This window comes from Plantactinospora sp. KBS50 (assembly GCF_002285795.1).
Lineage (GTDB): Bacteria > Actinomycetota > Actinomycetes > Mycobacteriales > Micromonosporaceae > KBS50.
The window spans coordinates 3,083,277-3,106,204 of the sequence record NZ_CP022961.1; the positions used below are offsets into that span (position 1 = coordinate 3,083,277).

Genomic DNA, 22,928 nt, shown 5'->3' on the forward strand with positions numbered 1-22,928 from the left:
CCCCGTCATCGCCCGCGCAACGGACAGGGCCGGCTACCCGGTGTCGGGATGCCGAAACCCGGCATTCGGGGTTTTCCTCCCGCCCGGTACCCGACCGGGGCGGCGACCCCACCGGGGCGGCGACCCCACCGGGGTCGGGCACGGTCAGCGGCGCGGCGGCCCGGTGCCGCGCCGCCCGCCGCGGGTCCGCTCGGCGCGGGACCGCCGTCGGTGGATCCGCCGGCCGTGGGACTGCCCGCCGCGGGGCTGCCGGTCGGCGGCGAGGACCGGTTCGGCGGCGCGGTTCGGGCCGGCCGGGCGCGCCGGGTCGGCCGGGCGGACCAGGCCGGCCAGCGCGCCCAGCGCCAGCATGCCGGCCCCGACCAGCGCGTGCAGCCAGTTGTCCGCCCGGTTCAGCGGTACGACGTTTGCCGGCGCCTGCGCGTCCACCAGCGCGCCGTACAGCCACAGCGCGAGGTAGCCGGCGCCGCCGCCGAGCAGGAAGAGCCGGCTGCCGGCGGGGCTGCGGGCCAGCACCAGGCCCAGCACCCCGAACCCGATGTGCAGCACGTTGAGCAGCACGGAGACCTGGAAGACGCCGAGCAGCACCGCCCCGGACCGGTGCCCGGCCAGGCCCAGCTCGCCGAAGTCGCTTGTCACCCCGGGCAGGAAGCCGAGCACGCCGAAGACGATGAACAACCCGCCGATCCCGGCCGCCAGCCGGCTCACGGCCGGCCGCCGGGTCGCCGGGTGCGGCCGGGCCCGCGCCCGCGCCTGTGCTCTGCCGGTCACCATCGCGCCTCCTCGTGCCCGAGGGACAGCCCACCGGTCTCGTGCCCGAGGGACAGCCCACCGGTGCCACGTTGATCGAGGTGCTCGGGGAACCGGAGGCGCTTCCCGAGCACGCCGACGCCGTGTTCAACCGCGTCGGCCGGCGGCGGGTGCGGGGACGGGGTCGGCGCGGGTACCTCGGGCGACCTCCGGACCCGGTCGTACAGCTCGACGTAGCGCTGGGCCATCAGCGCGGGGGTGAACCGGCGCGCGGCCTCGCGCCGGCACTGCGCCTCGTCCAGGAGCTGCGCCGCCACCAGCAGGTCGGCCAGCTCGTCCTCGGCGTCGGTCAGCAGCCCGGTCCGGCCGTGCTCGACCAGCTCGGGCAGGCAGCCCCGGGCGGTGGCCACCACCGGGGTGCCGAGGGCCAGCGACTCGACCACGGCCGTGCCGCCGGGTTCCTCCCAGCGCAGCGGGAACAGCGTGGCCCGGGCGGCGGCCACCAGGTCGTCGCGGTCGCGGCCGGCGACCGTGCCGATCCAGCGGACCCGGTCGCCGTCCACGTGCGGCGCCACCCGGTCGTACCAGTACCGCACGTCCGGGTTCTGCCGGGCCGCGGCGCCGGCGGCGGCCAGGTCCGCCGGCCGGTGGTACGGCCCGACCGGGCCGGCCAGCACCAGCGGTACGCCGGCGGCCCGGGCCAGCCGGGCGCCCAGGTGCTGCCCCTTGCCCGGGGTGATCCGGCCGAGGATCACCGCGTACCCGCCCTTGGCCACCGGCGCCCGGCGGTCCGCGCCGGTGGCCAGCGGGGTGGCCAGGTGGACGTGGCCGACCGCGTGCCGCCGCAGCGCCAGCGGTGCCCGGGCCAACTGGCTGGCGGAGACGCCGTTGACCCGGACCCGCTCCCCGGCGCAGATCGCGCCGTACAGCTCCGGATGCTTGCCGAGGTCCCAGTGCAGCGTGTGCAGCACGGGCGGGGCGTCCGGACCCATGGCGGCGAAGGTGGCCAGGCCGACCGCCTCGACGTGGTCGTGCACCAGGTCGATGTCCGGGTGCTCGCGCAGCCGCCGGACCACCCCGTGCTGGTGTGCCTGGGCCAGCCCGCAGACCTGGTTGTACGGCCGTTGCAGGTGCGCGAACTGGCCGTCGGGGAAGACCGACACCAGTTCGTCCACGGCCAGCGTGCTGGCGCCGACGGAGGCCAGCACCACCCGGACGCCGAGCCGGCGCAGTTCGGGAACGAGCGTCGCCACCACGTTCTCGATCCCGCCGTAGCCCGGCGGCGGCACCGCCAGCCACGGTCCGGCGTTCATCAGCACGGTCGGGCCCATCTGTCACCTCACAGGGAAACGGCGGGCACCGGCCGCCGACCGGGTCAGGCCACGTACTCGTGTTGCCGGTCGCGCATCAGGTCGCGAAGCTCGTACAGCGGGGGTCGTTCCTGCACGGAGACGTCGGTGACCACCACCTCCCGGCTCAGGTGCGGCCGCTCCTGCGCCGCGGCGCCGCGCCGGAACTGGGTGAGCAGGCCGGTGGGGGGCAACGGGTCGGCCACCCGGCCCTGCCGGTGCAGCCGGGACCAGGCGGTGTAGAGGATCTGGGCGGACATCCGGCCCAGCGCCTCGGTGTCCTGGTGCCGGTGCAGCCGCTCGCCGAGGTCGACCTGGGCCAGCCCGTCCAGGCCCACCAGGTCGAACAGGTCGATCAGCAGGGCGGTCTCGACGCCGTACCCGGAGACGAACGGCACCTGTTCGAGCACCGCGCGCCGGCCGGCGTACTCGCCGGCCAGTGGCTGGATGAAACCGGCCAGTTCGGGCCAGAACAGGTTGAACAGGGGGCGGGCCATCAGCTCGGTGACCCGGCCGCCGCCGTCCTGCTCGACGCCCGCGGCGCCGATCAGCGGCCGGTGGTAGAAGCCCTTGACGAACGCCACGGAGGGGTCGGTGAGCAGCGGCCCGAGCAGACCGGTGATGAAGTGCGGGCTGAACTCGCGCAGGTCGGCATCCACGAACGCCACCACGTCGCCGCTGGCGGCGGCCAGGCCGCACCACAGCGCGTCGCCCTTGCCGGCCAGCCGCGGCAGCCCCCGGGTCATCCGGTCCTGGCTGACCACCCGGGCCCCGGCGGCGGTGGCGACGGCCACCGTGTCGTCCCGGGACCGCGAGTCGACCACGATCACCTCGTCGACCAGCGGCACGTCCTGCACGAGGTACCGGCGGATCGTCGAGACGATCGGGCCGACCGTGGTGGCCTCGTTCCGGGCCGGCAGCACCACGCTCACTCTGGTCTCGCCCTTGGCGCCCAGCAGGCTCCGGGTGCTCCACTGACCGGCGGTACGGGTCCGGTAGCTGGACCACGCCTCGACGGTGGGCGGGATGGTCGGTCTCGCTTGCCCCACAGGCCGCTCCTATCACATAGACGATGCCAAATCGTTGCCAAGCCGGTGCTGGGTTCCCGCGGAGATCACCGGCTAACCGCGATCCTGGCCGACCGGTGGGGCGTGAATTGTTAACAGGAGGGGAAATGTGGACACCTTGCCGCGGTTCCGGCCGACCGCGGCCGGGCCGGAGCGCGATCACCGGGTCGCGACCGACGGGTCGCGACGCCGCTGCGCCGAGCCGCCCGGTGCGGGTACGTCGTTTCGATGTCCGGTCGGCTACCGTTGCGCGTCATGGGCGTCTCGCAGCGTTTGAAGACCAGGGTCCGGCGCTTCCTCCAGCGTCCCGGCAGCACGGTCGACCTCACCCCCCTGTCCAAGCTGCTCCCGGGCATCGAGGCGCGCGAGGAGGAGCTGTCCGCGCTCTCCGATGCACAGCTGACGGAGCTGGCCGGGGAGGCCGAGGACTACACCGAGATCTGCGCCGTCGGCCGCGAGGCCGCCCGCCGCGCCCTGGACCAGCGCCCGTACGACGTGCAGCTGCTGGGCGCGATGTCGCTGCTGTCCGGCAAGGTCGCCGAGATGGCCACCGGTGAGGGCAAGACGCTGACCGCGACCGTCGCCGCCTACGGGCACGTCCGGCTCGGCAACGGTCCCGTGCACGTGCTGACCGTGAACGACTACCTGGCCCGCCGCGACGCCGAGTGGATGGAGCCGGTCTACCGGCTGCTCGGCCTGAGCGTGGGCTGGGTGAACGAGGCGTCCACGGCGCAGGAGCGGCGTGCCGCCTACGGCCGGGACGTCACCTACGTCTCGGTCAGCGAGGCCGGTTTCGACTACCTGCGCGACCAGCTCGTCACGGACATCGAGGACCGGGTGCAGCGCCCGCTGAGCACGGCGATCGTCGACGAGGCCGACTCGATCATGATCGACGAGGCCCGGGTGCCGATGGTGCTGGCCGGCGCCGTACCGGGCGAGCAGGATCCGGTGCACACCGCCGCCGCCCTGGTCCGGGACCTGCGCCCGGGCACCGACTACACGGTGGCCGAGGACGGCCGCAGCGCCGCCTTCACCACCGCGGGCCTGCACGCGCTGGAGGAGAAGCTCGACGGCCTCGACCTGTACGCCGAGGACAACGTCGACCAGCTCTCCGCGCTCAACGTGGCGCTGCACGCGCACGCGCTGCTCAACCGGGACGTCGACTACATCGTCCGCAACGGCGCCGTCGAGCTGATCGACGAGATGCGCGGCCGGGTCGCCCAGCGGCGGCGCTGGCCGGACGGCCTGCAGGCGGCCGTGGAGGCCAAGGAGGGCCTGGACGCCACCGCCGAGGGCGAGGTGCTGGGCACCATCGCCGTCCAGGCGTACGTCGCGCTCTACCCCGTGGTCTGCGGGATGACCGCCACCGCGGTGCTGGTCGGGGACCAGCTACGGGAGTTCTTCGGTCTTGAGGTGGCGGTGATCCCGCCCAACACCCCGTGCGTGCGGGTGGACGACCCGGACCGCATCTACGCCACCCGCGCCGAGAAGGAGGAGGCGCTGGTCGACGAGATCCGGCGCTGCCACGAGGCGGGCCGGCCGGTGCTGGTCGGCACCCTCGACGTGAAGGAGTCGGAGGCGCTGGCCGCCGCGCTCACCGCGGCCGACGTGCCGTGCGTGGTGCTGAACGCCAAGAACGACGCGGAGGAGGCGGCGATCATCGCCGAGGCCGGCGCGTACGGCGCGGTGACGGTCTCCACCCAGATGGCCGGCCGGGGCGTGGACATCCGGCTCGGCGGCAGCGACCAGGCCGACCGGGACCGGGTGGCCGAGCTGGGCGGCCTGTACGTGATGGGCAGCGGCCGGCACGACAGCCGGCGCGTCGACGACCAGCTTCGTGGCCGCGCCGGCCGGCAGGGCGACCCGGGCGGCTCGGTGTTCTTCGTGAGCCTGGAGGACGACCTGGTGGTCCGGCACGCCGCCGACGCGATCCCGCCGTCGCCCCGGATGCACGCCGACGGGCTGGTCACCGACGAGCAGGTCGAGTACGCCGTGGAGCACGCCCAGCGGGTCGCCGAGGGGGTGAACCACGAGATCCACCGCAACACCTGGCGGTACAGCGTGGTGATCGAGCAGCAGCGCAAGGCGCTGGCCGAGCGGCGGGAGCGGCTGCTCACCTCGGAGGTGGCCGCGCTGATGCTGCTGGAGCGGCTGCCGGAGAAGACCAAGGAGATGGACGAGGACATCCTCTCCCGGGCCGCCCGGTCGATCGCGCTCTACCACCTCGACCGGCTCTGGGCCGCGCACCTGGCCGAGCTGTCCGAGGTCCGCGAGGGCGTGCACCTGCGGGCGCTGGGCCGGCTCGACCCGCTGGACGAGTTCCACCGGGCCGCCGTGCCGGCGTTCAACGAGCTGATGCCGGAGATCGAACGGCGGACCGTGGAGACGTTCGAGGAGACCGAGTTCGGCGACGAGTGGGAGCCCGACGCCGCCAAGATCGTCCGGCCGAGCGCCACCTGGACGTACCTCGTGCACGACAACCCGTTCGGTTCGGAGCTGGACCGGCTGATCGCCTCGGTCGGCCGGCGGCTGCGCTCCGGCGGTCACTGACCTTCCTCGCGACCCGCCCCGGGGACCGGCCGGCTGGTCCGGGCCGGCCCTCGGGGCGCCGCCGTGCCCGTGCCGGCCGTCCCCGCACGGGCTCGCGGCTGGTCGAGGTCGTCAACGACCTTCGCGACGGCGGCTGCCGGTAGCGTGCCGGCTCAGCGGTTGTCGCCGCTGCCGCCCAGCACCCCCCGGCCCTGCCGGCTGGCCAGCTTGGCCAGGTTGCCCGCGGCGATGTCGTCCAGGCTCAGGTCGAGATAGTCGGCGAGCACCGCCAGGTACCAGAGCACGTCGCCGAGTTCCTTGGCGATGTCGGCCCGGTCGATCCGGGTCTCGTCGCTGTCCAGGTCCCGGACCCACTTCTTGAACTTCTCGGCGACCTCACCCGACTCACCGACCAGCCCGAGCACCAGGTGGAGCAGTTCGTTCCGCTTGTCCCGGGGGGCGGCGGTGCGCAGGGCGCCGCGCTGATACTCGTCCAACTCCATGGCGGACCAGTATGGCCAGCCCGGCCCGCCCGGCTCGACCGGGTCCGTCGGTCGTATAGCCCATCTTGCGCGGTCGCGGGCCGTTTTTCGCCCGGTTTTGACCGTCCTCGGCCGGGGTAGTAGCCCGGGTCCGAGGTCCGGGGGGAGAGGTCAGCATGACGAAGCCGACCGTACGAGGTGGTGGCGTCGCGGGGTACGCGGCGGCGGTGGCGCGGGTCGCACGGCGGTGAGGACGACGACGGCGCCCGGCGACGCGCTGGGTGTCCTGGAGACGGCCGCCCTGCTGCGGGAGCTGACCGCCGGCCTGATCTCGGCCGCGGACTTCGACGAGGCGCTCGCCCAGCTCGTCCGGACCTGCCGGGCCGCCGTACCGGGAGTGACCTGGTGCAGCGTGACCATCCTGCAGGCCGGCGAGCCGGCCTCGGTGGCGGCCTCGGACGAACCCATCCGGGCCCTCGACGACGTACAGTACGGCGACGACGGCCCGGCCATCACCGCGATCCGGGAGCGCGACCCGGTGTTCGTTCCGGACCTGGCGGGCTCGGGCCGCTGGCCCCGGTGGACCGCCCGCGCGCTGGCGCTGGGGGTGCACGGCGTGGTCTCGGCCCCGGTCGACATCGACGACCAGGTGATCGGCTCGATCAACCTGTACGCGCGCCGGCCCGGCGCGTTCCGGGACCGGCAGCAGTTGACCGCCATGTTGCTGGCCGAGCACGCCGGCCTGCTGCTGGCCGCCGTGCGCGGCCGGGTCCGGGCCGATCGCGCGCAGCCGCAGCCGGTGGCGCCGGGGGACGAGGAGGTGGTGGGCCACGCGCTCGGGGTCATCATGACCCAGCGTGGTTGCCCCGCCCCGGAGGCCCGGGAGGTGCTCCGGGGCGCGTCCCGGGCGCTGTCCATCCCGCTTGCCGAACTGGCCCGCCGGCTGGTCGACTCGGTCGCCCGCCACCACCCGGGCTGACCGGATCCCGCCCGCCCGCCACCACGCGGGCTGACCGGATCCCGCCCGCCCGCCACCACGCGGGCTGACGGGATCCCGCCCGCCCGCCCGCCCCGCCGCCGTGCGGGCGGCCGGATGCCGCGCGGGCCGGCCGGCCATCCGGCGGGGTGAAGCGTTCCCGCCCGTCGCCGTCCGTCGCCGCGCGGTGGCTGAGCGGAACTCCGGTTTTGTCGGCGAACCGACCGGGTAGCACCGATTCCGGACGTCGGTGGGCACAATGTCTCGGGGAGGACCGCCACCATGGACAGTCGACTGCACGTGCACGGGCAACCCATCCAGCCGATGCTGGTGACGCTCCCGCTCGGGCTGTTCGCCTGCGCGGTGCTGTTCGACCTGGCCGATCTGCTCGGCGGCCCGCGCCTGCTCGGCGAGGTGGGTTACTGGACCGCGGTGGCCGGCCTGGTGGCGGCGGCGTTGACCGCGGTGGCCGGCCTGCTGGAGTTGTGGGACGTCCCGGCGAACGGCGACCGGCGGGCGGCATTGCGCGGCAACCTGCCCAACGCGATCTCGGCGGCGCTCTTCGTCCTGGTCTGCCTGGCCCGGGCCGGCGCCGGGGCCAGGGACACGCATCCGCCCTCCGGCGCGCTGCTGGTGTTCGAACTCGCGGCGCTGACCGTCGGCTTCGCCAGCGTGGTGCTGGCCGGCCGGCGGGTGGAGCGGGAGCGGCGGCGTGCCGAGACGGTCGGCTTCGAGGCGTTCGCGGGCGGGCCGGCCGGCTTCGTCGCCCGGGAGTCCGCACGCCGCTAGGCCAACACGACCGCCCAGGCTCACCCCGACTTCGCAGGCTCACCCCGACTTCGCAGGCTCACCCCGACTTCGCAGGGTCAACACGACCGCCCAGGATCGATGACGATGTCGCCGTGCCGAAACGGGAAAGCACGACTTCGCAGGGTCACCGCGGCTCGCCAAGGTCAACACGTCTTCGGCGAAGTCGGGGTGTCCGGGCGCCATCCACCCCCCAAGTTCGCCGAAGTCGTGTTGACCTTGGGTCGTTTCGCGCCGGTGTCCCGGACTGTGGAATTACCTAGTAAGTCGATCGGAAAAGCATCCATTATGTTGCCATGACAGTTGAGCAGCGGATCCTCCGCGAGGAAGCGGGGTCCGACCTCCTCACTCTGGCCCGCCGGTACGCCGCCGGAGACTGGCCGTGCGAGGCCCGCTTCGATCCGGCGCGGCGCTGGTACGCGCGGCTCGGCGCGGCCGACGACCACGAGGCATGGCTGCTGACCTGGTTGCCTGGGCAGCGGACCGACCTGCACGATCACGGCGGCTCCGCCGGCGCCTTCACGGTCGTCTCCGGCGCGCTGACGGAGGAGACGGTGGTCGACGGTTGGCTCCGCCCGAGGGTCCTGCCCGGCGGTGCCGGCCGGTCGTTCGGTTCCCGGCACGTGCACCGGGTCGGCAACCGGGGTACCGGACCTGCGGTGAGCGTGCACGTCTACCGTCCGGCGTTGGCCCGCATGACGCGGTACGAACTGGCCGCCGGGCGGCTGCGGCCGGTCGAGGTGGCGACGGCGGGGGTGGCCTGGTGACCGGCGAAACCGCGAACGTCGTGCCGCCGCGCCCGGGCGCGGGAGGTCCGGGCCGGCCGGAGCCGGTCGAGAAGCGCCCGGTCGAGAAGCGCTTCGACCCGTTGCGCCCGGGCGCGGGGCGTCCCGACCCATCGCGGCCGATCGGGGGGCGCGTCGTCCCGGCGGGGTCCCGGGGCATCGATGAGATCCTGACCGCGGCCCGCGCCCGGCTGCTCCGGCTGACGCCCGAGGCGGCGCACCTGGCCTGCCGGGCCGGAGCCGTGCTGGTGGACATCCGGCCGGCGGGGCAGCGGGCCGCCACCGGCGCGGTGCCCGGCGCGCTCGCCGTGGAGCGCAACGTGCTGGAGTGGCGGTTCGATCCGCGATGTCCGGCGCGACTGCCGATCGCCGGCTACGACCTTCCGGTCATCGTGCTCTGTGAGGAGGGCTTCACCTCGTCGCTCGCCGCGGCGGCGCTGCTGGATCTCGGTGTGCACCGGGCGACCGACGTGCGGGGCGGTTTCGTGGCCTGGCGTACGGCCGGGCTGCCCGCGTTCCGACCCGACGGGACCCGCCCCGCTGCGGCGAGATCGACGGCGACCGCGACAACGCCGACACCGGCAACGCCCCCCGGCATCGCCGACGGCCCCGCCGGAGACACCGACGGCGCCGCCGGGCCGGGGCGGGACGGGCTGACCTGGGCGCGGTCGCGGGGACAGGGGGTTGCCGGCGGCCGATAGCGTTCCGTCTATCATCGGCGGTGGCACTCAGAGCAAGCATGCCGCTCCGGTGTGTCGGCCTATTGTCACGTTCATGCAACACCGGAGTCCCTTGACCCCTCGGCGGGAGGGCCGGAAGCATCGGTCCTGCGCAGCCCGGGGCCGTGCGGAACGCCCGGACCAGCAAGGAGGACCATGTCGGTCAGCCCCGCCTCGTCGCGTACCGGATGGCACCCGTCCCAGCACCCGGCGCCGGGACGACCGCCGGGAGCGGGACGGCGGCCGACCGGGACACCGGGCATGCCGGCGCTCACGGTGACGCTGTCCATCCCGCTGGCCGGCGAGGAGACGCTCACCGCACCCGCGCGGCGGCTGCTGGAGGCGGCCCGCGAGCTGGTGGAGCGGGGTGAGGCGACGGTCAGCGCGGGTCCGTCCGGTGCGGAGCGCCGGATCGAGCCGACGGTGCTGTACCCGCAGCCCACGCCGCCACCCCCACCGGTCCCGCCGGTTCCGCAGACGCTGCACGTCCTGGCCGCCTCCCGCTCGGCGCTGCTGGGCAGCGAACGGCTGCCGCTGACCCGGCTGGAGTTCGACCTGCTGATGCACCTGGTGGCGCACCCGCGCCGGGTCTTCACCCGGCTGCAACTGCTGAACGCCGTGTGGGGGTACGAGCACGCCGGCGTGCGGACCGTGGACGTGCACATCCGCCGGCTGCGCGGCAAGGTCGGCACCGATGTGCCGCTGATCACCACCGTGTACGGCGTGGGATACCGGCTGGCCGACGATGCGCGGGTGGTGGTCGACCGCGCCGGCTGACCGGGCACCATGGGACCGGTGAGGTACCGTCCCATCGCCCCCGACCTGCTGGTGGCCGAGCTGGCCGACCGGATCGCCGGAGTCAACGCCGACGGGCGGGTCCGGGTGGCCCTGGACGGTGCGCCCGCCGCGGCGCCGGACCGGCTCGGCGCCGCGCTTGTCGATCCGCTGCGGGTCCGCGGCCGGCCGGCCGTGCACCTGCGCTCGACGGACTTCCTGCGCCCGGCCTCGCTGCGGTACGAGCAGGGCCGGACGAATCCCGACTCGTACTATCTCGGCTGGCTCGACGAGGCCGGCCTGCGCCGCGAGGTGCTGGAGCCGGCCGGCCCGAGCGGCAGCGGCCGGATCCTGCCGACGCTGTGGAACGCCGAGACCGACCGGGCCAGCCGGGCCGGCTACCTCGGGCTGCCGGACCGGTCGGTGGTGCTGGTCAGCGGGCCGTTCCTGCTCGGCGGTCCGCTGCCGTTCGACCTGAGCGTGCATCTCGCGCTCTCCCCGGCGGCGCTGGCCCGCCGGGCCGCCGAGCGGGACCGGTGGACGCTGCCGGCGTACCGGCGGTACGCCGAGGAGGTCGATCCGGTGGCCCTCGCCGACCTGGCCGTCCGGGTCGACGATCCCCGGCATCCGGCCCTGCTGCTGCCGCCGGGCTGACCCGCCGGACCGACCGGCCGCAGACCCGGAGCGACCCGCCGGACAACCCCCGGAGCGACCCGCCGGACAGCCCCGGAACGACCCGCCGGACAACCCGGGAACGACGCCCCGCAACGACGCACCGATCGCCGGTTTGACCGCCCGGGGGCCGGGGTACTCGCCCCGCTCGAACAGCCGAGCAGCGCGGGATAACGTGCGTCACCGCATCGGGTCCGGACGCCGGCGCAAGGAGCAGAGAGGCAGGCAGCGCATGGTCGTGCACGAGCGCGTCGACACCGTCGACACCGTCAGCACCGGGCGTTCCGCGACGGACAACGAACAGATCCGCACGTCCCTGCAGGCCCGGTACGACGAACTGACCGTGGAGTACGACGAGGCCGTGGTGCAGAACGAGGTCCTGCGGCTCGTGGAGGTGGGGGACACCGCCGGCGACGACCAGGCCGACCACGGTACGAAGACGGCCGAGCGGGACACCGCCCAGTCGTTGCTGCGCGGCATCCTCGACCGGCGTGCCCAGTACGAACACGCCCTGGCCCGGCTGGCGGAGGGCACGTACGGGTTCTGCGAGGGCTGCACGGCGCCGATCCCGGTGGAGCGGCTGGAGATCTTCCCCTCGGCGACGAGCTGCGTCGCCTGCAAACAGAGCCGCGAGCGCCGGGCCGCCTGAGAGCCCGGGCCGCCCGAGGGCCGGGTCGCCGCGGTCGTCACCCGGCGGACCGGGACGGCCGCGGGTACGGTGGGCCGCACGGGCACCGGGAAGGGCGGGTGCGCAGCGCCATGGGTCGGATCAGCGTCGGCACCGCGTCGTGGACGGACCCCACCCTGCTGGAGTCGGGGTGGTATCCGGCCGATGTGGACACCGCGGCGAAGCGTCTGGGCTACTACGCCGAGCGGTTCCCGCTGGTCGAGGTGGACTCCACCTACTACTCGCCGCCCGCGCAGCGGACCGCCGAACTGTGGGCGGCGCGCACCCCGCCCGGCTTCACTTTCAACATCAAGGCGTTCAGCCTGCTCACCGGCCACCCCACCCGGGTCGGCGCGCTGTACAAGGATCTCCGCCCGGAGACCGACAAGAAGAACGTGTACCCGGACGACCTGGCGCCGCAGGCGTACGAGGACGTCTGGTCCCGGTTCCTCAGCGCGCTGGACCCGCTGGTCTCGGCCGGGAAGCTGGGCGCCGTGCTGTTCCAGTTTCCGCCCTGGTTCACCATCCGCCGGGACAACAAGCAGTACCTGCTGGAGGTCCAGCGCCGGTGCGCCCCGCTGACCCCGGTGCTGGAGTTCCGGCACGCCTCCTGGTTCGCCGGGGACAACGCCGAGGAGACCCTCGACCTCCTGCGCCGGCACGAGCTGCCGTACGTCTGCGTGGACATGCCGCAGGGGCACCGCTCGTCGGTGCCGCCGGTGCTGGCGGCCACCGCCGACCTGGCCGTGGTCCGGTTCCACGGGCACAGCAGCAAGTGGACCAGCCGGGACATTCACGAGAAGTTCGGCTACCGCTACTCGGACCGGGAGCTGCGCGAGTGGGCACCCCGGCTCCGGGAACTGGCCGGGCAGGCCGACCGGACCCAGGTCCTGATGAACAACTGCTACCGGGACTACGCCCAGGACAACGCCCGTACGCTCATCGACCTGCTGGGCGACGACGCGGCCGGCGGTTAGTGCCGCTCCGGACCGATTACCGGCCGGCGGGCCGGGTAAGCGCCGGCGTGAGCAGCTCACGGATCGCCGATCACGGGTACCTGGCCGACGGCCGCACGGGCGCGCTGGTCGACCGGGACGGTTCGGTGAACTGGTGGTGCCCGGGTCGGTTCGACGCCCCGTCGGTGTTCGCCGCGCTGTTGGACCGGGACGCCGGCGGCGGCTGGTCGATCCGGCCGCGCGGGGCGTACCGGACCGAACGGGACTACCTGCCCGACACGCTGGTACTGCGGACGGTCTTCACCACCGACACCGGATCGGTGGCGCTTGTCGACGCGCTGGCCCTGGAGCCGGGAGCCCGTGGGCACGACATCGGGCGCCGGCCGCCGGACTGCCTGATCCGGTCCGTGCAGGGGCTCTCCGGCCGGGTGGACCTGGAGCTGACCTACCGGCCCCGGTTCGAGTACGGGATGGTGCAGGGCTACCCGCTGCCCACCGCCGCCGGCCTGGTCGCCACGGCCGGACCGGCGACACTCACCCTCTCCGGGCAGGTGTCGCTGGACGTGGACGGGCCGGACGCCACGGCCTCGTTCGCGGTGTCCGCCGGCGACCGGGTGGACTTCGCGCTCCAGCACACCAGCACCTACGGCCAGGACCGGCCGGTCGCCCCGGTCGACGTGCCGCACGCGCTCGACGAGACCGTCGAGGGCTGGCGCAGTTGGGCGGACCTGCACACGTACCAGGGGCGCTACCCGGACCTGATCCGGCGCAACGCGCTGATCGTGCAGGGTCTGACGTACCAGCCGAGCGGCGCCGTGGTGGCCGCCCCCACCACCTCGCTGCCGGAGAAGCGGGGCGGCGACCGCAACTACGACTACCGGTTCGGCTGGCTGCGGGACTTCTCGCTGACCCTGCGGGCGCTCTGGGTGGCGGCCTGCCCGGACGAGTCCACCCGGCTGTTCCGCTGGGTGGCCCAGACGGTCGGCCGGGTGGACGGGCAGCCGGTGCCGATCATGTGCGGCGTCGAGGGCGAGCGGGACGTCTCCGAACGCGTCGTGCACACCCTTCGCGGGTACGCCGACAGCCGGCCGATCCGGGTCGGCAACGAGGCGTGGCAGCAGCGGCAGGCGGACGTACCGGGGGAGGTGCTGGACGCGGCCTGGCTGCTGCGCGACTACCTGGAGCCGATGCCGGCGGACGTGCGGGACCTGCTGCGCAGCCTCGCCGACCGGTCCGCCCGGGACTGGCGGCAGCCCGACGCCGGGATGTGGGAGGCCCGGGACGCCGAACGGCACTACCTGTCCTCGAAGGTGTTCTGCTGGGTGGCCCTGGACCGGGCCATCGGCTTCGGCAAGCGGCTCGGCGGCCCGGCCGAGCTGGACCGCTGGCGTGCCGCCCGGGCCGAGATCCGCGAGACCGTGCTGCGGGACGGCTGGCACCCGGAGGTCGGCGCGTACACCGGCGCCTTCGGCTCCACCGAGTTGGACGCCTCCGTGCTGCTGCTGCCGTGCGTCGGCTTCCTGCCGGCCACCGACCCACGGATGTGGGCCACGATCGAGCTGATCCACAAGCGGCTGTCGGTCGGTGGCCTGATCCGGCGCTGGGACGACGACCCGGCCGGCTTCTTCCTCTGCTCGTTCTGGATGGTGCAGTGCCTGGCGTACGCCGGGAGGCAGGAGCAGGCCACCGCGCTGTTCGAGAGCGTCGTGGCCCGGGCCAACGACCTCGGCCTGCTGGCCGAACAGATCGACCCGGCCACCGGGGAGCAACTGGGCAACTTCCCGCAGGCGTTCTCGCAGGTCGGGCTGATCGGTGCGGCCTGGTCGCTGACCGAGCCGACCCCGCTGGCCGGACCCGGCCGGCCGGAGCGGAGCCCGGAGCCGTTCACCCGCGCCGGGTGAGCGGCCCTCATCCGGTCCCGCGGCACGCTGGAACGAGGCGGAGTCAACCGAGGGGGAGCATCGTGACGAAGAAGCCGGAGTCGACCTTCGACGCGTCGATCGAGAAGACCAACCTGCTCCTCAAGGACATCGAGGCGGCGTACGGCTGGCCCACGCAGCGGCGCAACCAGTCGTACGCGGCGCTGCGCACCGTGCTGCACCTGCTGCGGGACCGGATGCCCATCCAGGAGAGCGCGCACTTCGCGGCCCAGTTGCCCACCCTGGTGCGCGGCATCTACTTCGAGGGCTGGGATCCCACCGTGGTGCCGGTGAAGCTGAACCGGGACGAGTTCCTGTACGAGGTGCGGCAGGGCTTCCCGTACGACATCGACGGCGGCCCGGAGGGTCTGGTCCGCACGGTGCTGGGTGCGCTGCGCCGGCACGTGCCGCAGGGCGAGTGGGACGACGTCCGCGCGACCGTGCCGAAGGATCTGGAGACCGTGCTGCCCTGACGGCCCCCGGCCGCGACGCGCACCCGGGCCGCCGCCCGCGGTCGCCGCGACGCGCACCGGGCCGTCGCCCGCGACCGCCGCGACGCGCGCACGGGCCGGCGCGGTGCCCGCGGGCCGGGCCGGCGCCGGTCAGCCGGCGCCCTGGGTCACCGGCCGGCGCAGCGCGGCCGGCGAGAGCCGCACCAGCGGCGTGAACAGGCCGCCCAACGCCACCACCAGGCAGCCGATCCCGGCCACCAGCAGCACCGACGCGCTGCCGTAGCGGGCCGTGGCGGAGGTGAGCACGGCGGCGCCCAGCGGGGCGAGCGCGTAGTGGACGGTCCAGAACGCCGAGGTGACCCGGCCCAGCAGATGCTCGGGGGTGACCTGCTGGCGCAGCGACATCGAGCAGATCCCGGCCACCCCGATGCCGAAGGTGTAGACCGCCACCAGGGCGGCCGCCGCGGCCAGCTGCCCGGCCAGGCCGACCAGCGCGATCGCCAGCCCGGCCAGCGACTGCGCGGCCACCCAGCAGACGCCGAAGCCGAACCGGCGGCGGGCCGGCGCGGCCACCAGGGCGGCCACCACGGTCCCGACGGCGGCCACCGCGATGACGGTGCCGACGATGTGGTCGGGCTGCCCGAGGTCGTGCTTGAGCCGGTAGATGAACACGTCGGTGAGACCGAGCATGAGGAACAGGGACAGCGACAGCAGCACGGTCAGGGAGCGCAGCGCCGGGTGCCGCCACAGGAAGAGCAGCCCGGCCAGCAGGTCGCGCCAGACCGCCGGCCGGGCCGCCGGCTGCCCGGCGGCATCGGCCGCGGGCCGGCGGCCGGTCAGCCGGACCAGCCCGAGGCCGGCGGCGGAGAGCGCGAAGGTGGCCGCGTCCACCCCCACCGCCACCGCCGGGCCGAACAGGCCGCAGACGATCCCCGCCAGCATCGGCCCGGCCACGCTCGCCACCGCGTACGTCGCGGACAGCCGGCCGTTGGCCTCGGTGATCGAGTCGATGTCGACCAGCTCGGCCACCGCGGTCACGTACCCGACCCGGAACACCATGCCGAGGGCGCCGCCGAGCGGAACGACGAGATAGAGCAGCCAGACCTGCGGGCCGGTGAGCCAGAGCAGCGGTACGGCGACGTAGGCCAGCGCCCGCAGCGCGTCACAGGCGATCATGAGCCGGCGCCGGTCCAGCCGGTCCACCAGGACCCCGGCGACGACCGCGGTCAGCACGGACGCCGCCCCGGCCATCCCGGTGAGCAGCCCCATCTGCGCGACCGAGCCGGTGGCGTGCAGGACGAGCAGCGGGATGGCCACGTACGAGAAGGAGTCGCCGGCCACGGAGAGGGTCTGAAGGAGCCAGAAGAGGAGAAAATCCCGGTTGTGCCAGAGCGACCGCGTGTTCCCCGTATTGACCCCCATGCCCGTTGAGGATAGCGAGACGGACTCGCAACGGGCAGCCCTCGGTTGCCCACGTTACGTGTCCGCCCGGCACCGGTCCCATCGATGGTGGTGATGGTGGCGCGGTGCTCGCCCGGGGGAGCCGCAAACGCGGGTCCGCCGCATGGTTAGACATGATCGACCGGGGTACCAGCGCAGGCAGGCCGGCCCCGCGTCCGCGGGACCGGCAGGACCGGCCGCCATCGCGAACCGATGGCGCGAACATGCGTACGGTCCGCCGCCTGGCGGTGGTCCGCCCGCAGCGCTGCCCTGCGGCGCGACACGAAGGAGACGCCGATGCGACTGAATGATGAGGATATCCGCGGCACCACCGGCGCCGGCGCCGAGGGTCCGGCCGACGGCGGGGCGACGCCGGGTCAGCACGACGGTGGTGCCGACGGCAGCGCCGAGGGTCCGGCCGACGGTGGCGCGACGCCGGGTCAGCACGACGGTGGTGCCGACGGCAGCGCCGAGGGTCCGGCCGACGGCGGCGCGACCCCCGGTCAGCAGGACGGCGGCGCCGACGGCGCGGCCCGGTGACGATCGGGCTTCCGGCCCGGTTGACCGAGACGCCGGGCGGCGACGGCCGCCCGGCGTTCGGCGATCCCACCAGCACGGCGGCGCTGACCCGGTGCGTGGCGATGGATCCGGCCGCGTTCGCGGCCGGACACTGGGGCCGCACGCCGCTGCTGTCCCGGGCCGCCGAACTGGACAACCCGGCCGGCTTCACCGACCTGCTCTCCCCGGCCGACGCCGACGAACTGCTCAGCCGCCGCGGACTGCGTACCCCGTTCCTGCGGGTGGCCAAGGACGGTGACCTGCTCCCGGCCGCGCGCTACACCGGCGGCGGCGGCTCCGGTGCCGAGATCACCGACCAGGTCCTCGACGAGCGGGTACTGCGGTTGTACGCCGAGGGCGCCACCCTGGTCCTGCAGGGGCTGCACCGCATCTGGCCGCCGCTTGTCGACTTCACCCGGGAACTCGGGCTGGCGCTCGGCCAGCCGCTCCAGGTCAACGCCTACCTCACCCCCGCCGGCAGCCAGGGCTTCGCCACCCACTACGACACGCACGACGTGTTCGTCCTCCAGGTCGACGGGCACAAGCACTGGCGGATCCACCCGCCGGTGCTGCCCGACCCGCTGGAGCGACAGCCCTGGGGCGGGCACGCGGACGAGGTGTCCGCGGTGGCCAGCGGGCCGCCGGCGCTGGACGTGGTGCTCGCGCCGGGCGACGCGCTGTACCTGCCGCGCGGATGGCTGCACAGCGCGCAGGCCCAGGAGGCCGGTTCGCTGCACCTGACCGTGGGCATCCGGGCGCTCACCCGGTACGCCCTGGTGGAGGAGCTGCTGGCGCTGGCCGGCGAGGACCGCCGGCTGCGCGCCACGCTGCCGTTCGGGCTCGACGTCGCCGACCCCGAGCAGGTCGAGCCGGAACTCACCGAGACCGTGGCGGCGCTGCGGGACTGGCTGCTGCACGCCGATCCGGAGTCGGTGGCCGACCGGCTGCGCGAGCGGTCCTGGCCGGCCGGGCGCCCGGCGCCGATCCGGCCGATGGCTCAGGCGGCGGTCGCCGCCGCGGTCGCCGCGGACAGCCGGGTCGCGGTCCGCCGCGGCCTGCCCTGGCGGCTGGTGCCCGGCGCGCCGGGCCGGATCGTGCTGCGGCTGTTCGACCGGACCCTCGACCTGCCCGAGGGGTGTGCCGACGCGCTCCGGACGGTGCTGTCCGGCACCGCGGTCCGGGTCGGCGACCTGCCGGGACTGGACGGGGACGCCGACCGGCTGGTGCTGGTCCGGCGGTTGCTCCGGGAGGCCGTGCTGGTGCCGGCCTGACCGGCCCGCCGTGCCGAGACGCACCGGCCCGCCGTGTGGACGGCCCCGGCCCGCCGTGCCGGCCCGGCGCCGTCGCGGCGGGCGGTGCCGTCGGCGGCGCGGGTTCGGCCGCGCGGGCTCAGCGGAGCAGCGTGACAAGCGTCCCGGTGGTCAGCAGGCCGGCGACCACCACCACGATGATCGGTCGCGGGCCGAGGACGGCGTGCCGGCGGTCTGCCAGCCGGCGTGCCGGCACCAGCCCGACCACGGGTCCCAGCAGGGTCACCAGCAGTCCCACCACCGGCAGCCCGACCCGCAGGTCGCCGCCGTACCGCTCGCCCGCCACCCGGGCGAGCGCGCCCAGGCCGGCGGCCAGCACCGCCCCCAACACCCCGAAGATCACCAGCAGCGGGTTGACCGAGGTGGGCAGCTCGACCGGCCGGGCGGCCCGGTCGATCAGGGTGCGCGCGGCGTCCAGCGGCACCGCCGGGTCCTCCGGCCCGCCCGGTTCGGGCGTCGGCGGTGCGCCCAGCCGCCCGGCCGGCAGGCTCAGCCGGGCCGGCAGGACCTGCCAGAGCGTGCGTACCTCGGTGTCCACCCGGTCGGCCCGCTCGCGGCAGGCGGCGACCCGGGCCTGCGCCCGGAGGACCGTCTCCTCGGCGCTGGTCACCGCCCGGTCGGCGGCCTCCCGCTGCCCGGCGTACCAGGTCTGCGCCTCGGCCCGCTGCGCGGCCACCCGGGCGGACAGCGCGGCGAGCTGACCGAGCAGGTCCAGGTAGCCGCCGCGCTCGGGCGGGGGTGCCGTTCTCGGGTCGGCCCCGGTGCTCGGGCCGCCCGTGCGCCGCTCGTCGTCCACCGTCACGCTTCCAGCCGGTACGGAATGATCACCTGGCCGGTGCGGTGCACCGACCGGTCGAAGAACAGTCCCCGCCAGGGCCGCGGATACCAGTCCGGGCCGCCGGTGCCGGGGTAGAGCGAGGAGCTGAGTTCGCCGCCCTGCACGTCCAGCGCCACCCAGGCGCCGATCTGGTCGGTACGCGCGGCCGGTCCGCCCAGGTCGGCCCGCATCCGGGCCACCCCGCGCCACCAGGCCAGCACGTGCGTACGGCGTTCCGGCCCGTCGTGCAGGACCCGGCGCAGGTGCTCCAGGCCGGTCCGCCCGTCGATCCGCTCACCCAGCGGCCCGGCGGCGGCGTCCACCGCGTACAGCAGCAGGTAGTGCGGCTGGCCGGCGGACCCGGACAGCCCGGCGGAGGTCTCGGCGACCAGCTCCGGTACGGACTCCTCGTCGTACCAGGAGGCGTCGGCGCCCAGCGTGGCGAACAGCGCGCGGGCCGCCGGGTCGGCGTCGGGGTCCAGGCAGGCCACCGAGAACCGGGCGCGGCCCGGACCGTGCTGGCGGTGCAGCGACCGGCCGGCCGCGTCCAGCACGGCGCACGCCTCGTCCACGCCGGTGCCCAGCACCGCGAGGTTGCGCCCGGGCGCCCGGGGCAGCCGCAGCGCCGCCGACCGCCCGGCCACGTCGATGATCTCGCCGAGCAGGGCGACCGGGACCCGGCCGCCACGCGGCGCCGCCGGCCCGGTCGGCCCGGTCGGCGCGTCCGGCCCGGCCGGTGCGTCCGGCGCGAGGGCCCGGAAGTCCGGCGCGTCGGCCAGCCGCGGAACGGCGTCGCCGTCGAACAGCCGGGCCGGCGCCGCGTCCGCCGGCCGCATCCGCCACAGCCGGTGCTGCAACTCGCTCCAGGTGCCCCAGTCGCCGGCCGCCGGGATCCGGGCGATCTGGTTGCCCTCCACCATCCCGGACTCGGCGTTCACGACCGCGTGGTGCCGGGGCAGCGACTGCGCGGCGTCGTTGCGTTCGTCCAGGATGCGCAGCGCCTTGGGCATGGCGATGCGCAGCGTGAACTGGGCCACCAGCGCGGGCCGGCCCCACAGCGCCTCGATGCCGCGCACGTCCTGGGAGGCCAGCACCAGGTGGATGCCCTGCGACCGGCCCCGCCGGGCCAGGTCCTCCAGCAGGTCGGCGGCCTCCCGGGCCAGCACGTCCCGCCCGGCCAGCAGCATCTGGAACTCGTCCACCACCGCCACGATCCGCGGCCAGCGCCCGTCCGGGTCCACCGCCCGCAGCTCGGCCAGCTTGGTCACCTCGTGCTTCTTGGCGGCGTCCGCGCGGCGGCGCAGTTCCTCGGTGAGGAACCGCAGCAGCGCCAGGCCGAACTCCCGGTCGGTGTTGACGTTGATCCCGACCAGCCGCAGGTGCGGCAGCCAGCTCGGGTCGCGGCGACCCTGGGCGAACCGCGCGAAGGACACCCCCTCCTTGAAGTCGAGCAGGTAGAACTCCAGCTCGGCGGGGGAGTACCGGGCCGCCAGCGAGCCGATCCAGGCGAAGATGAGGTTGGTCTTGCCGGTGCCGGACGGCCCGCCGATCAGGGCGTGCGGCGGGTAGTCGCCGAGGGTGAGGGTGACCGGCCTGCCCTGCGGACCCTCGCCGATCGGCGCGGAGAGGCCGGCCGCGGAGTTCTCCCGCCACATCCGCTCCGGCGGCGGCAGCAGGTCGCCGAACGGGGTGGGCGCCGGACCGGCGCTGACCCGCTCGGCCACCCGCCGGCAGGTGGCGGTGAGCAGTTCCGGCGGCGGCGCCGGGTCGAGCGTCACCGGCAGCGCCGGTACGCCGGCCAGCCAGGCCCGCCCGTCGGCCAGCCGGATCCGGGTGACCGCAGGGGAGTCCGGCAGCTCGATGTCGCGGACCACCAGGTGCACCCCGCAGGAGGCGCCGGTACGGGCGATCCGGTCCAACTGGGCGCGCTCGTGCCGGCCGGGTTCGTCCCCGCCGAGCAGCACCGCCACCCGCCACGGCTCGGGCGTGCGGCCGGTGGCGGCGGCCAGGTCCCGGACCGAGGCGTACTCGCCGGCCAGCACCTTCTCGTTGATCCGCCGGATGTGGTCGACCATGTCGTCCAGCAACCGGCCGAGGCCGCCGGGGCCGACGAAGGTGAGCAGCCCGGCGGTGGCCAGCGGGGCGAAGCCGGCCAGCCCGCCGCCGAGGTGCTCCGGGTCGTACCCGGTGAGCCGGACGGCGCCGGGCGCGGCCAGGCCGATCGCCCGCAGCAGCACGGCGGAGACCACCGCGTCCCCGGTGGCCGGGTCGTCGCCGGTGAGCTGGACGTGCCCGGCGTCCAGCAGCGGGACCAGCGCCGGGACGGTGCGGCGGGCCGGGTCGTCCGGGTCGTCCGGGGCGCCGAGGTCGATCAGGCCGATCCGCAGCGGTCCGGGCCGTTCGCCGCGGCCCAGCGGGGTGGGTCGCCAGCCGGGCCAGGCGGCGCCGGCGGCCCCGGGCGCGGCGGTGCTGGCCGCCGCGGCGACCCGGTCGGCCAGCGCGGCCAGCCGGGTGGCGTACCGGCGGTCCAGTTCGGCGAGCCGCTCGTCGCGCTGCGCCGCGGCCTGGGCCGGGATCCGCTCGGCGGCCTGCCGGGTGCGTGCCAGCCGGTCCTGGCTGGCGGTCAGCTCCGCCTGGGCGTCGGCGAGGTCCGCGCGGGCCGCGCCGAGCGCGTGCGCCAGCAGCCCGCGGACCCGGTCGGTGAGCTGGGTCCGCACGTCAGCCATGGGTCTCCCGGGTGGATCCGACCGCCGGCCGCTCGTCCCGGCCGACCCGGTGCATCAGCAGCCCGGCCAGGACGCCGGCGGCGACCGCCGGATCCGCCGGGTTGGCCTGCTCGTCGGCCCGCCGGGGTGGCGGTGGCATCCGGCAGACCCGGCTCAGCAGCGTGTCCAGCACGGCCGGGGGCAGCCCGGGCAGCAGCCGGGTCACGCCGCCGTCGAGTTCTCGGCGCAGCCGCGGCAGGTCCTCGGCCCGGGGCGGGTGGCCGAGCAGGTCGGTGGCGAGGCCGCGCAGCAGCGGGGGTGCCACGGTGGCCAGCCCGAGGCCGACGTCCGCCTCGACCTGGCCGAGTTCCCGGCGCAGCCCGGCCCGGTCGCCGGCGCGTACCCCGGCGGTGACCCGGCGCAGCAGCTCGGCGGGGTCGGTGATCCGGCGGGTCGGCTCGGCCGCCGGCGGGTCGCCGGGCCGGGGCGCCTCGCCGCCGGTCAGTTCCGCGACCCGGGCCGGCCACCAGCGCCGCAGGCCGGTGTCGGCGGGTGCGCCGCGGCCGGCCCCCTCCGGCGCCGTCTCCTCCTGTGGCCGGCGCGTCCGGTCGCGCCGGTCCGCTCCGGGCTCCGGCGCCGGCCCGGACCCGCCGTCGCGGGCCAGCCCGATGGCCGCGAGGTAGGAGGCGAGCTGTTCCTCGGCGACCAGCAGCGCCCCCTTGGCCGCCTCCAGGTGCTCGGTGGAGGCTGTCAGCTCCGGTACGCCCATCGGGTTCTGCGATTCCTGGCGGACCCAGCGCAGCCGCTCGGCCGCCTTGTTGAGCCGTTCGAGTGCCTGCGTGAGCAGGGCCACCGGTAGTTCGTCGACGGTCGCCCGGACCCGGGCGCCGAGATCCTCCACGATGGACATCGGCGCTACAGGCTCGCGATGTAGAGCTGGGCCTGCTCGACCGCGGTGAGCGTCGCGGCGAGGCAGTCCTGGAGTTCCTGGCTGGCCTGGGACAGCGACGCCTGGGCCGCGGTGACCGTCTCGTGCCCGCTGCCCTCCAACGCCCCGGCAAGGGTCTGCTGCGCCTCGGCCAGCTTCTCGCCGGCGGCCTGAACGGCGGTCTGCCCGTCGCCGATCTGCTGGAGCGCGGCATCGATGGCTGACTTGAGCTCGGCGACGCTCGCCACGGGGAACCTCCTGGGGCG

21 protein-coding genes and 1 pseudogene are annotated in these 22,928 nt (G+C 75.2%); 13 read left to right on the forward strand and 9 right to left on the reverse strand.

The window, feature by feature from the left end:
• Window positions 1-144: 144 nt before the first annotated feature.
• The 3 genes from CIK06_RS13710 to CIK06_RS13720 are packed head-to-tail and all read right to left on the reverse strand — an operon-like array spanning window position 145 to window position 3,058.
• Complete coding sequence (locus tag CIK06_RS13710; protein ID WP_095565161.1) at window positions 145-774, reverse strand: DUF4383 domain-containing protein; 630 nt, start codon at window positions 772-774, stop codon at window positions 145-147.
• Window positions 768-2,081: a glycosyltransferase gene (locus tag CIK06_RS13715; protein ID WP_232534199.1), complete on the reverse strand. Its 1,314-nt coding sequence runs from the start codon at window positions 2,079-2,081 to the stop codon at window positions 768-770. Before CIK06_RS13715 ends, CIK06_RS13710 begins: the two co-directional genes overlap by 7 nt.
• 44 nt (window positions 2,082-2,125) lie before the next feature.
• Complete coding sequence (locus CIK06_RS13720) at window positions 2,126-3,058, reverse strand: glucosyl-3-phosphoglycerate synthase (protein ID WP_232534303.1); 933 nt, start codon at window positions 3,056-3,058, stop codon at window positions 2,126-2,128.
• A 363-nt stretch (window positions 3,059-3,421) separates the two neighbouring features.
• Between CIK06_RS13720 and secA2 the strand changes: the two genes are divergently transcribed.
• The gene (secA2, locus tag CIK06_RS13725) at window positions 3,422-5,716 is read left to right on the forward strand and encodes an accessory Sec system translocase SecA2 (protein ID WP_095565163.1); all 2,295 of its coding nucleotides are present in this window, start codon (window positions 3,422-3,424) and stop codon (window positions 5,714-5,716) included.
• Between the two features lie 152 nt (window positions 5,717-5,868).
• Here the strand turns inward: secA2 and CIK06_RS13730 are convergent, their stop codons facing one another.
• Window positions 5,869-6,198, reverse strand: coding sequence for a nucleoside triphosphate pyrophosphohydrolase family protein (locus tag CIK06_RS13730; protein ID WP_095565164.1), 330 nt, complete (start codon window positions 6,196-6,198; stop codon window positions 5,869-5,871).
• A 226-nt stretch (window positions 6,199-6,424) separates the two neighbouring features.
• Between CIK06_RS13730 and CIK06_RS13735 the strand changes: the two genes are divergently transcribed.
• The 10 genes and pseudogenes from CIK06_RS13735 (at window position 6,425) to CIK06_RS13780 (ending at window position 14,925) form a co-directional block, all read left to right on the forward strand.
• Window positions 6,425-7,156, forward strand: coding sequence for a GAF and ANTAR domain-containing protein (locus CIK06_RS13735; protein ID WP_232534200.1), 732 nt, complete (start codon window positions 6,425-6,427; stop codon window positions 7,154-7,156).
• A 279-nt stretch (window positions 7,157-7,435) separates the two neighbouring features.
• On the forward strand, window positions 7,436-7,942 hold the full coding sequence (locus tag CIK06_RS13740) for a DUF2231 domain-containing protein (protein WP_095565166.1): 507 nt from the start codon (window positions 7,436-7,438) through the stop codon (window positions 7,940-7,942).
• A gap of 314 nt (window positions 7,943-8,256) precedes the next feature.
• A complete protein-coding gene (locus tag CIK06_RS13745) occupies window positions 8,257-8,727 on the forward strand; it encodes a cysteine dioxygenase family protein (RefSeq protein ID WP_095565167.1) in 471 nt (156 codons plus the stop codon).
• A 140-nt stretch (window positions 8,728-8,867) separates the two neighbouring features.
• A pseudogene (locus CIK06_RS13750) lies at window positions 8,868-9,257 on the forward strand (rhodanese-like domain-containing protein); the annotation flags it as partial.
• Between the two features lie 483 nt (window positions 9,258-9,740).
• Window positions 9,741-10,241: a winged helix-turn-helix domain-containing protein gene (locus CIK06_RS13755; protein ID WP_304528822.1), complete on the forward strand. Its 501-nt coding sequence runs from the start codon at window positions 9,741-9,743 to the stop codon at window positions 10,239-10,241.
• An 18-nt stretch (window positions 10,242-10,259) separates the two neighbouring features.
• Complete coding sequence (locus CIK06_RS13760) at window positions 10,260-10,892, forward strand: uridine kinase (protein ID WP_095567803.1); 633 nt, start codon at window positions 10,260-10,262, stop codon at window positions 10,890-10,892.
• 250 nt (window positions 10,893-11,142) lie between these two features.
• The gene (locus tag CIK06_RS13765) at window positions 11,143-11,559 is read left to right on the forward strand and encodes a TraR/DksA C4-type zinc finger protein (RefSeq protein WP_095565169.1); all 417 of its coding nucleotides are present in this window, start codon (window positions 11,143-11,145) and stop codon (window positions 11,557-11,559) included.
• 110 nt (window positions 11,560-11,669) lie between these two features.
• A complete protein-coding gene (locus CIK06_RS13770) occupies window positions 11,670-12,554 on the forward strand; it encodes a DUF72 domain-containing protein (protein WP_095567804.1) in 885 nt (294 codons plus the stop codon).
• Window positions 12,555-12,601: 47 nt separating this feature from the next.
• Window positions 12,602-14,434 (forward strand): glycoside hydrolase family 15 protein, encoded by a 1,833-nt coding sequence (locus CIK06_RS13775; RefSeq protein WP_095567805.1) that lies wholly within the window; start codon window positions 12,602-12,604, stop codon window positions 14,432-14,434.
• Window positions 14,435-14,496: 62 nt separating this feature from the next.
• Complete coding sequence (locus CIK06_RS13780; protein ID WP_095565170.1) at window positions 14,497-14,925, forward strand: DUF2267 domain-containing protein; 429 nt, start codon at window positions 14,497-14,499, stop codon at window positions 14,923-14,925.
• Window positions 14,926-15,054: 129 nt separating this feature from the next.
• Here CIK06_RS13780 and CIK06_RS13785 read toward each other — a convergent pair whose 3' ends face one another.
• Window positions 15,055-16,326: an MFS transporter gene (locus CIK06_RS13785; RefSeq protein WP_095565171.1), complete on the reverse strand. Its 1,272-nt coding sequence runs from the start codon at window positions 16,324-16,326 to the stop codon at window positions 15,055-15,057.
• A gap of 315 nt (window positions 16,327-16,641) precedes the next feature.
• Here CIK06_RS13785 and CIK06_RS13790 point away from each other — a divergent pair, with 315 nt between their 5' ends.
• Both CIK06_RS13790 and CIK06_RS13795 read left to right on the forward strand, forming a co-directional pair.
• Window positions 16,642-16,884 (forward strand): hypothetical protein, encoded by a 243-nt coding sequence (locus CIK06_RS13790; RefSeq protein ID WP_095565172.1) that lies wholly within the window; start codon window positions 16,642-16,644, stop codon window positions 16,882-16,884.
• 2 nt (window positions 16,885-16,886) lie between these two features.
• Window positions 16,887-18,173: a cupin domain-containing protein gene (locus CIK06_RS13795; protein ID WP_369916213.1), complete on the forward strand. Its 1,287-nt coding sequence runs from the start codon at window positions 16,887-16,889 to the stop codon at window positions 18,171-18,173.
• 118 nt (window positions 18,174-18,291) lie between these two features.
• On the opposite strand, the gene CIK06_RS13800 is transcribed toward CIK06_RS13795, so the two are convergent.
• The 4 genes from CIK06_RS13800 to CIK06_RS13815 form a co-directional block, all read right to left on the reverse strand.
• The gene (locus tag CIK06_RS13800) at window positions 18,292-18,927 is read right to left on the reverse strand and encodes a hypothetical protein (RefSeq protein ID WP_095567807.1); all 636 of its coding nucleotides are present in this window, start codon (window positions 18,925-18,927) and stop codon (window positions 18,292-18,294) included.
• 83 nt (window positions 18,928-19,010) lie between these two features.
• Window positions 19,011-21,755: an FtsK/SpoIIIE domain-containing protein gene (locus tag CIK06_RS13805; RefSeq protein ID WP_095565173.1), complete on the reverse strand. Its 2,745-nt coding sequence runs from the start codon at window positions 21,753-21,755 to the stop codon at window positions 19,011-19,013.
• Window positions 21,748-22,644, reverse strand: a complete 897-nt coding sequence (locus CIK06_RS13810; RefSeq protein ID WP_095565174.1) for a hypothetical protein — start codon at window positions 22,642-22,644, stop codon at window positions 21,748-21,750. The genes CIK06_RS13805 and CIK06_RS13810 overlap by 8 nt, the downstream gene beginning before the upstream one ends.
• Before the next feature lie 5 nt (window positions 22,645-22,649).
• Window positions 22,650-22,910: a hypothetical protein gene (locus CIK06_RS13815; protein ID WP_095565175.1), complete on the reverse strand. Its 261-nt coding sequence runs from the start codon at window positions 22,908-22,910 to the stop codon at window positions 22,650-22,652.
• Window positions 22,911-22,928: the final 18 nt, after the last annotated feature.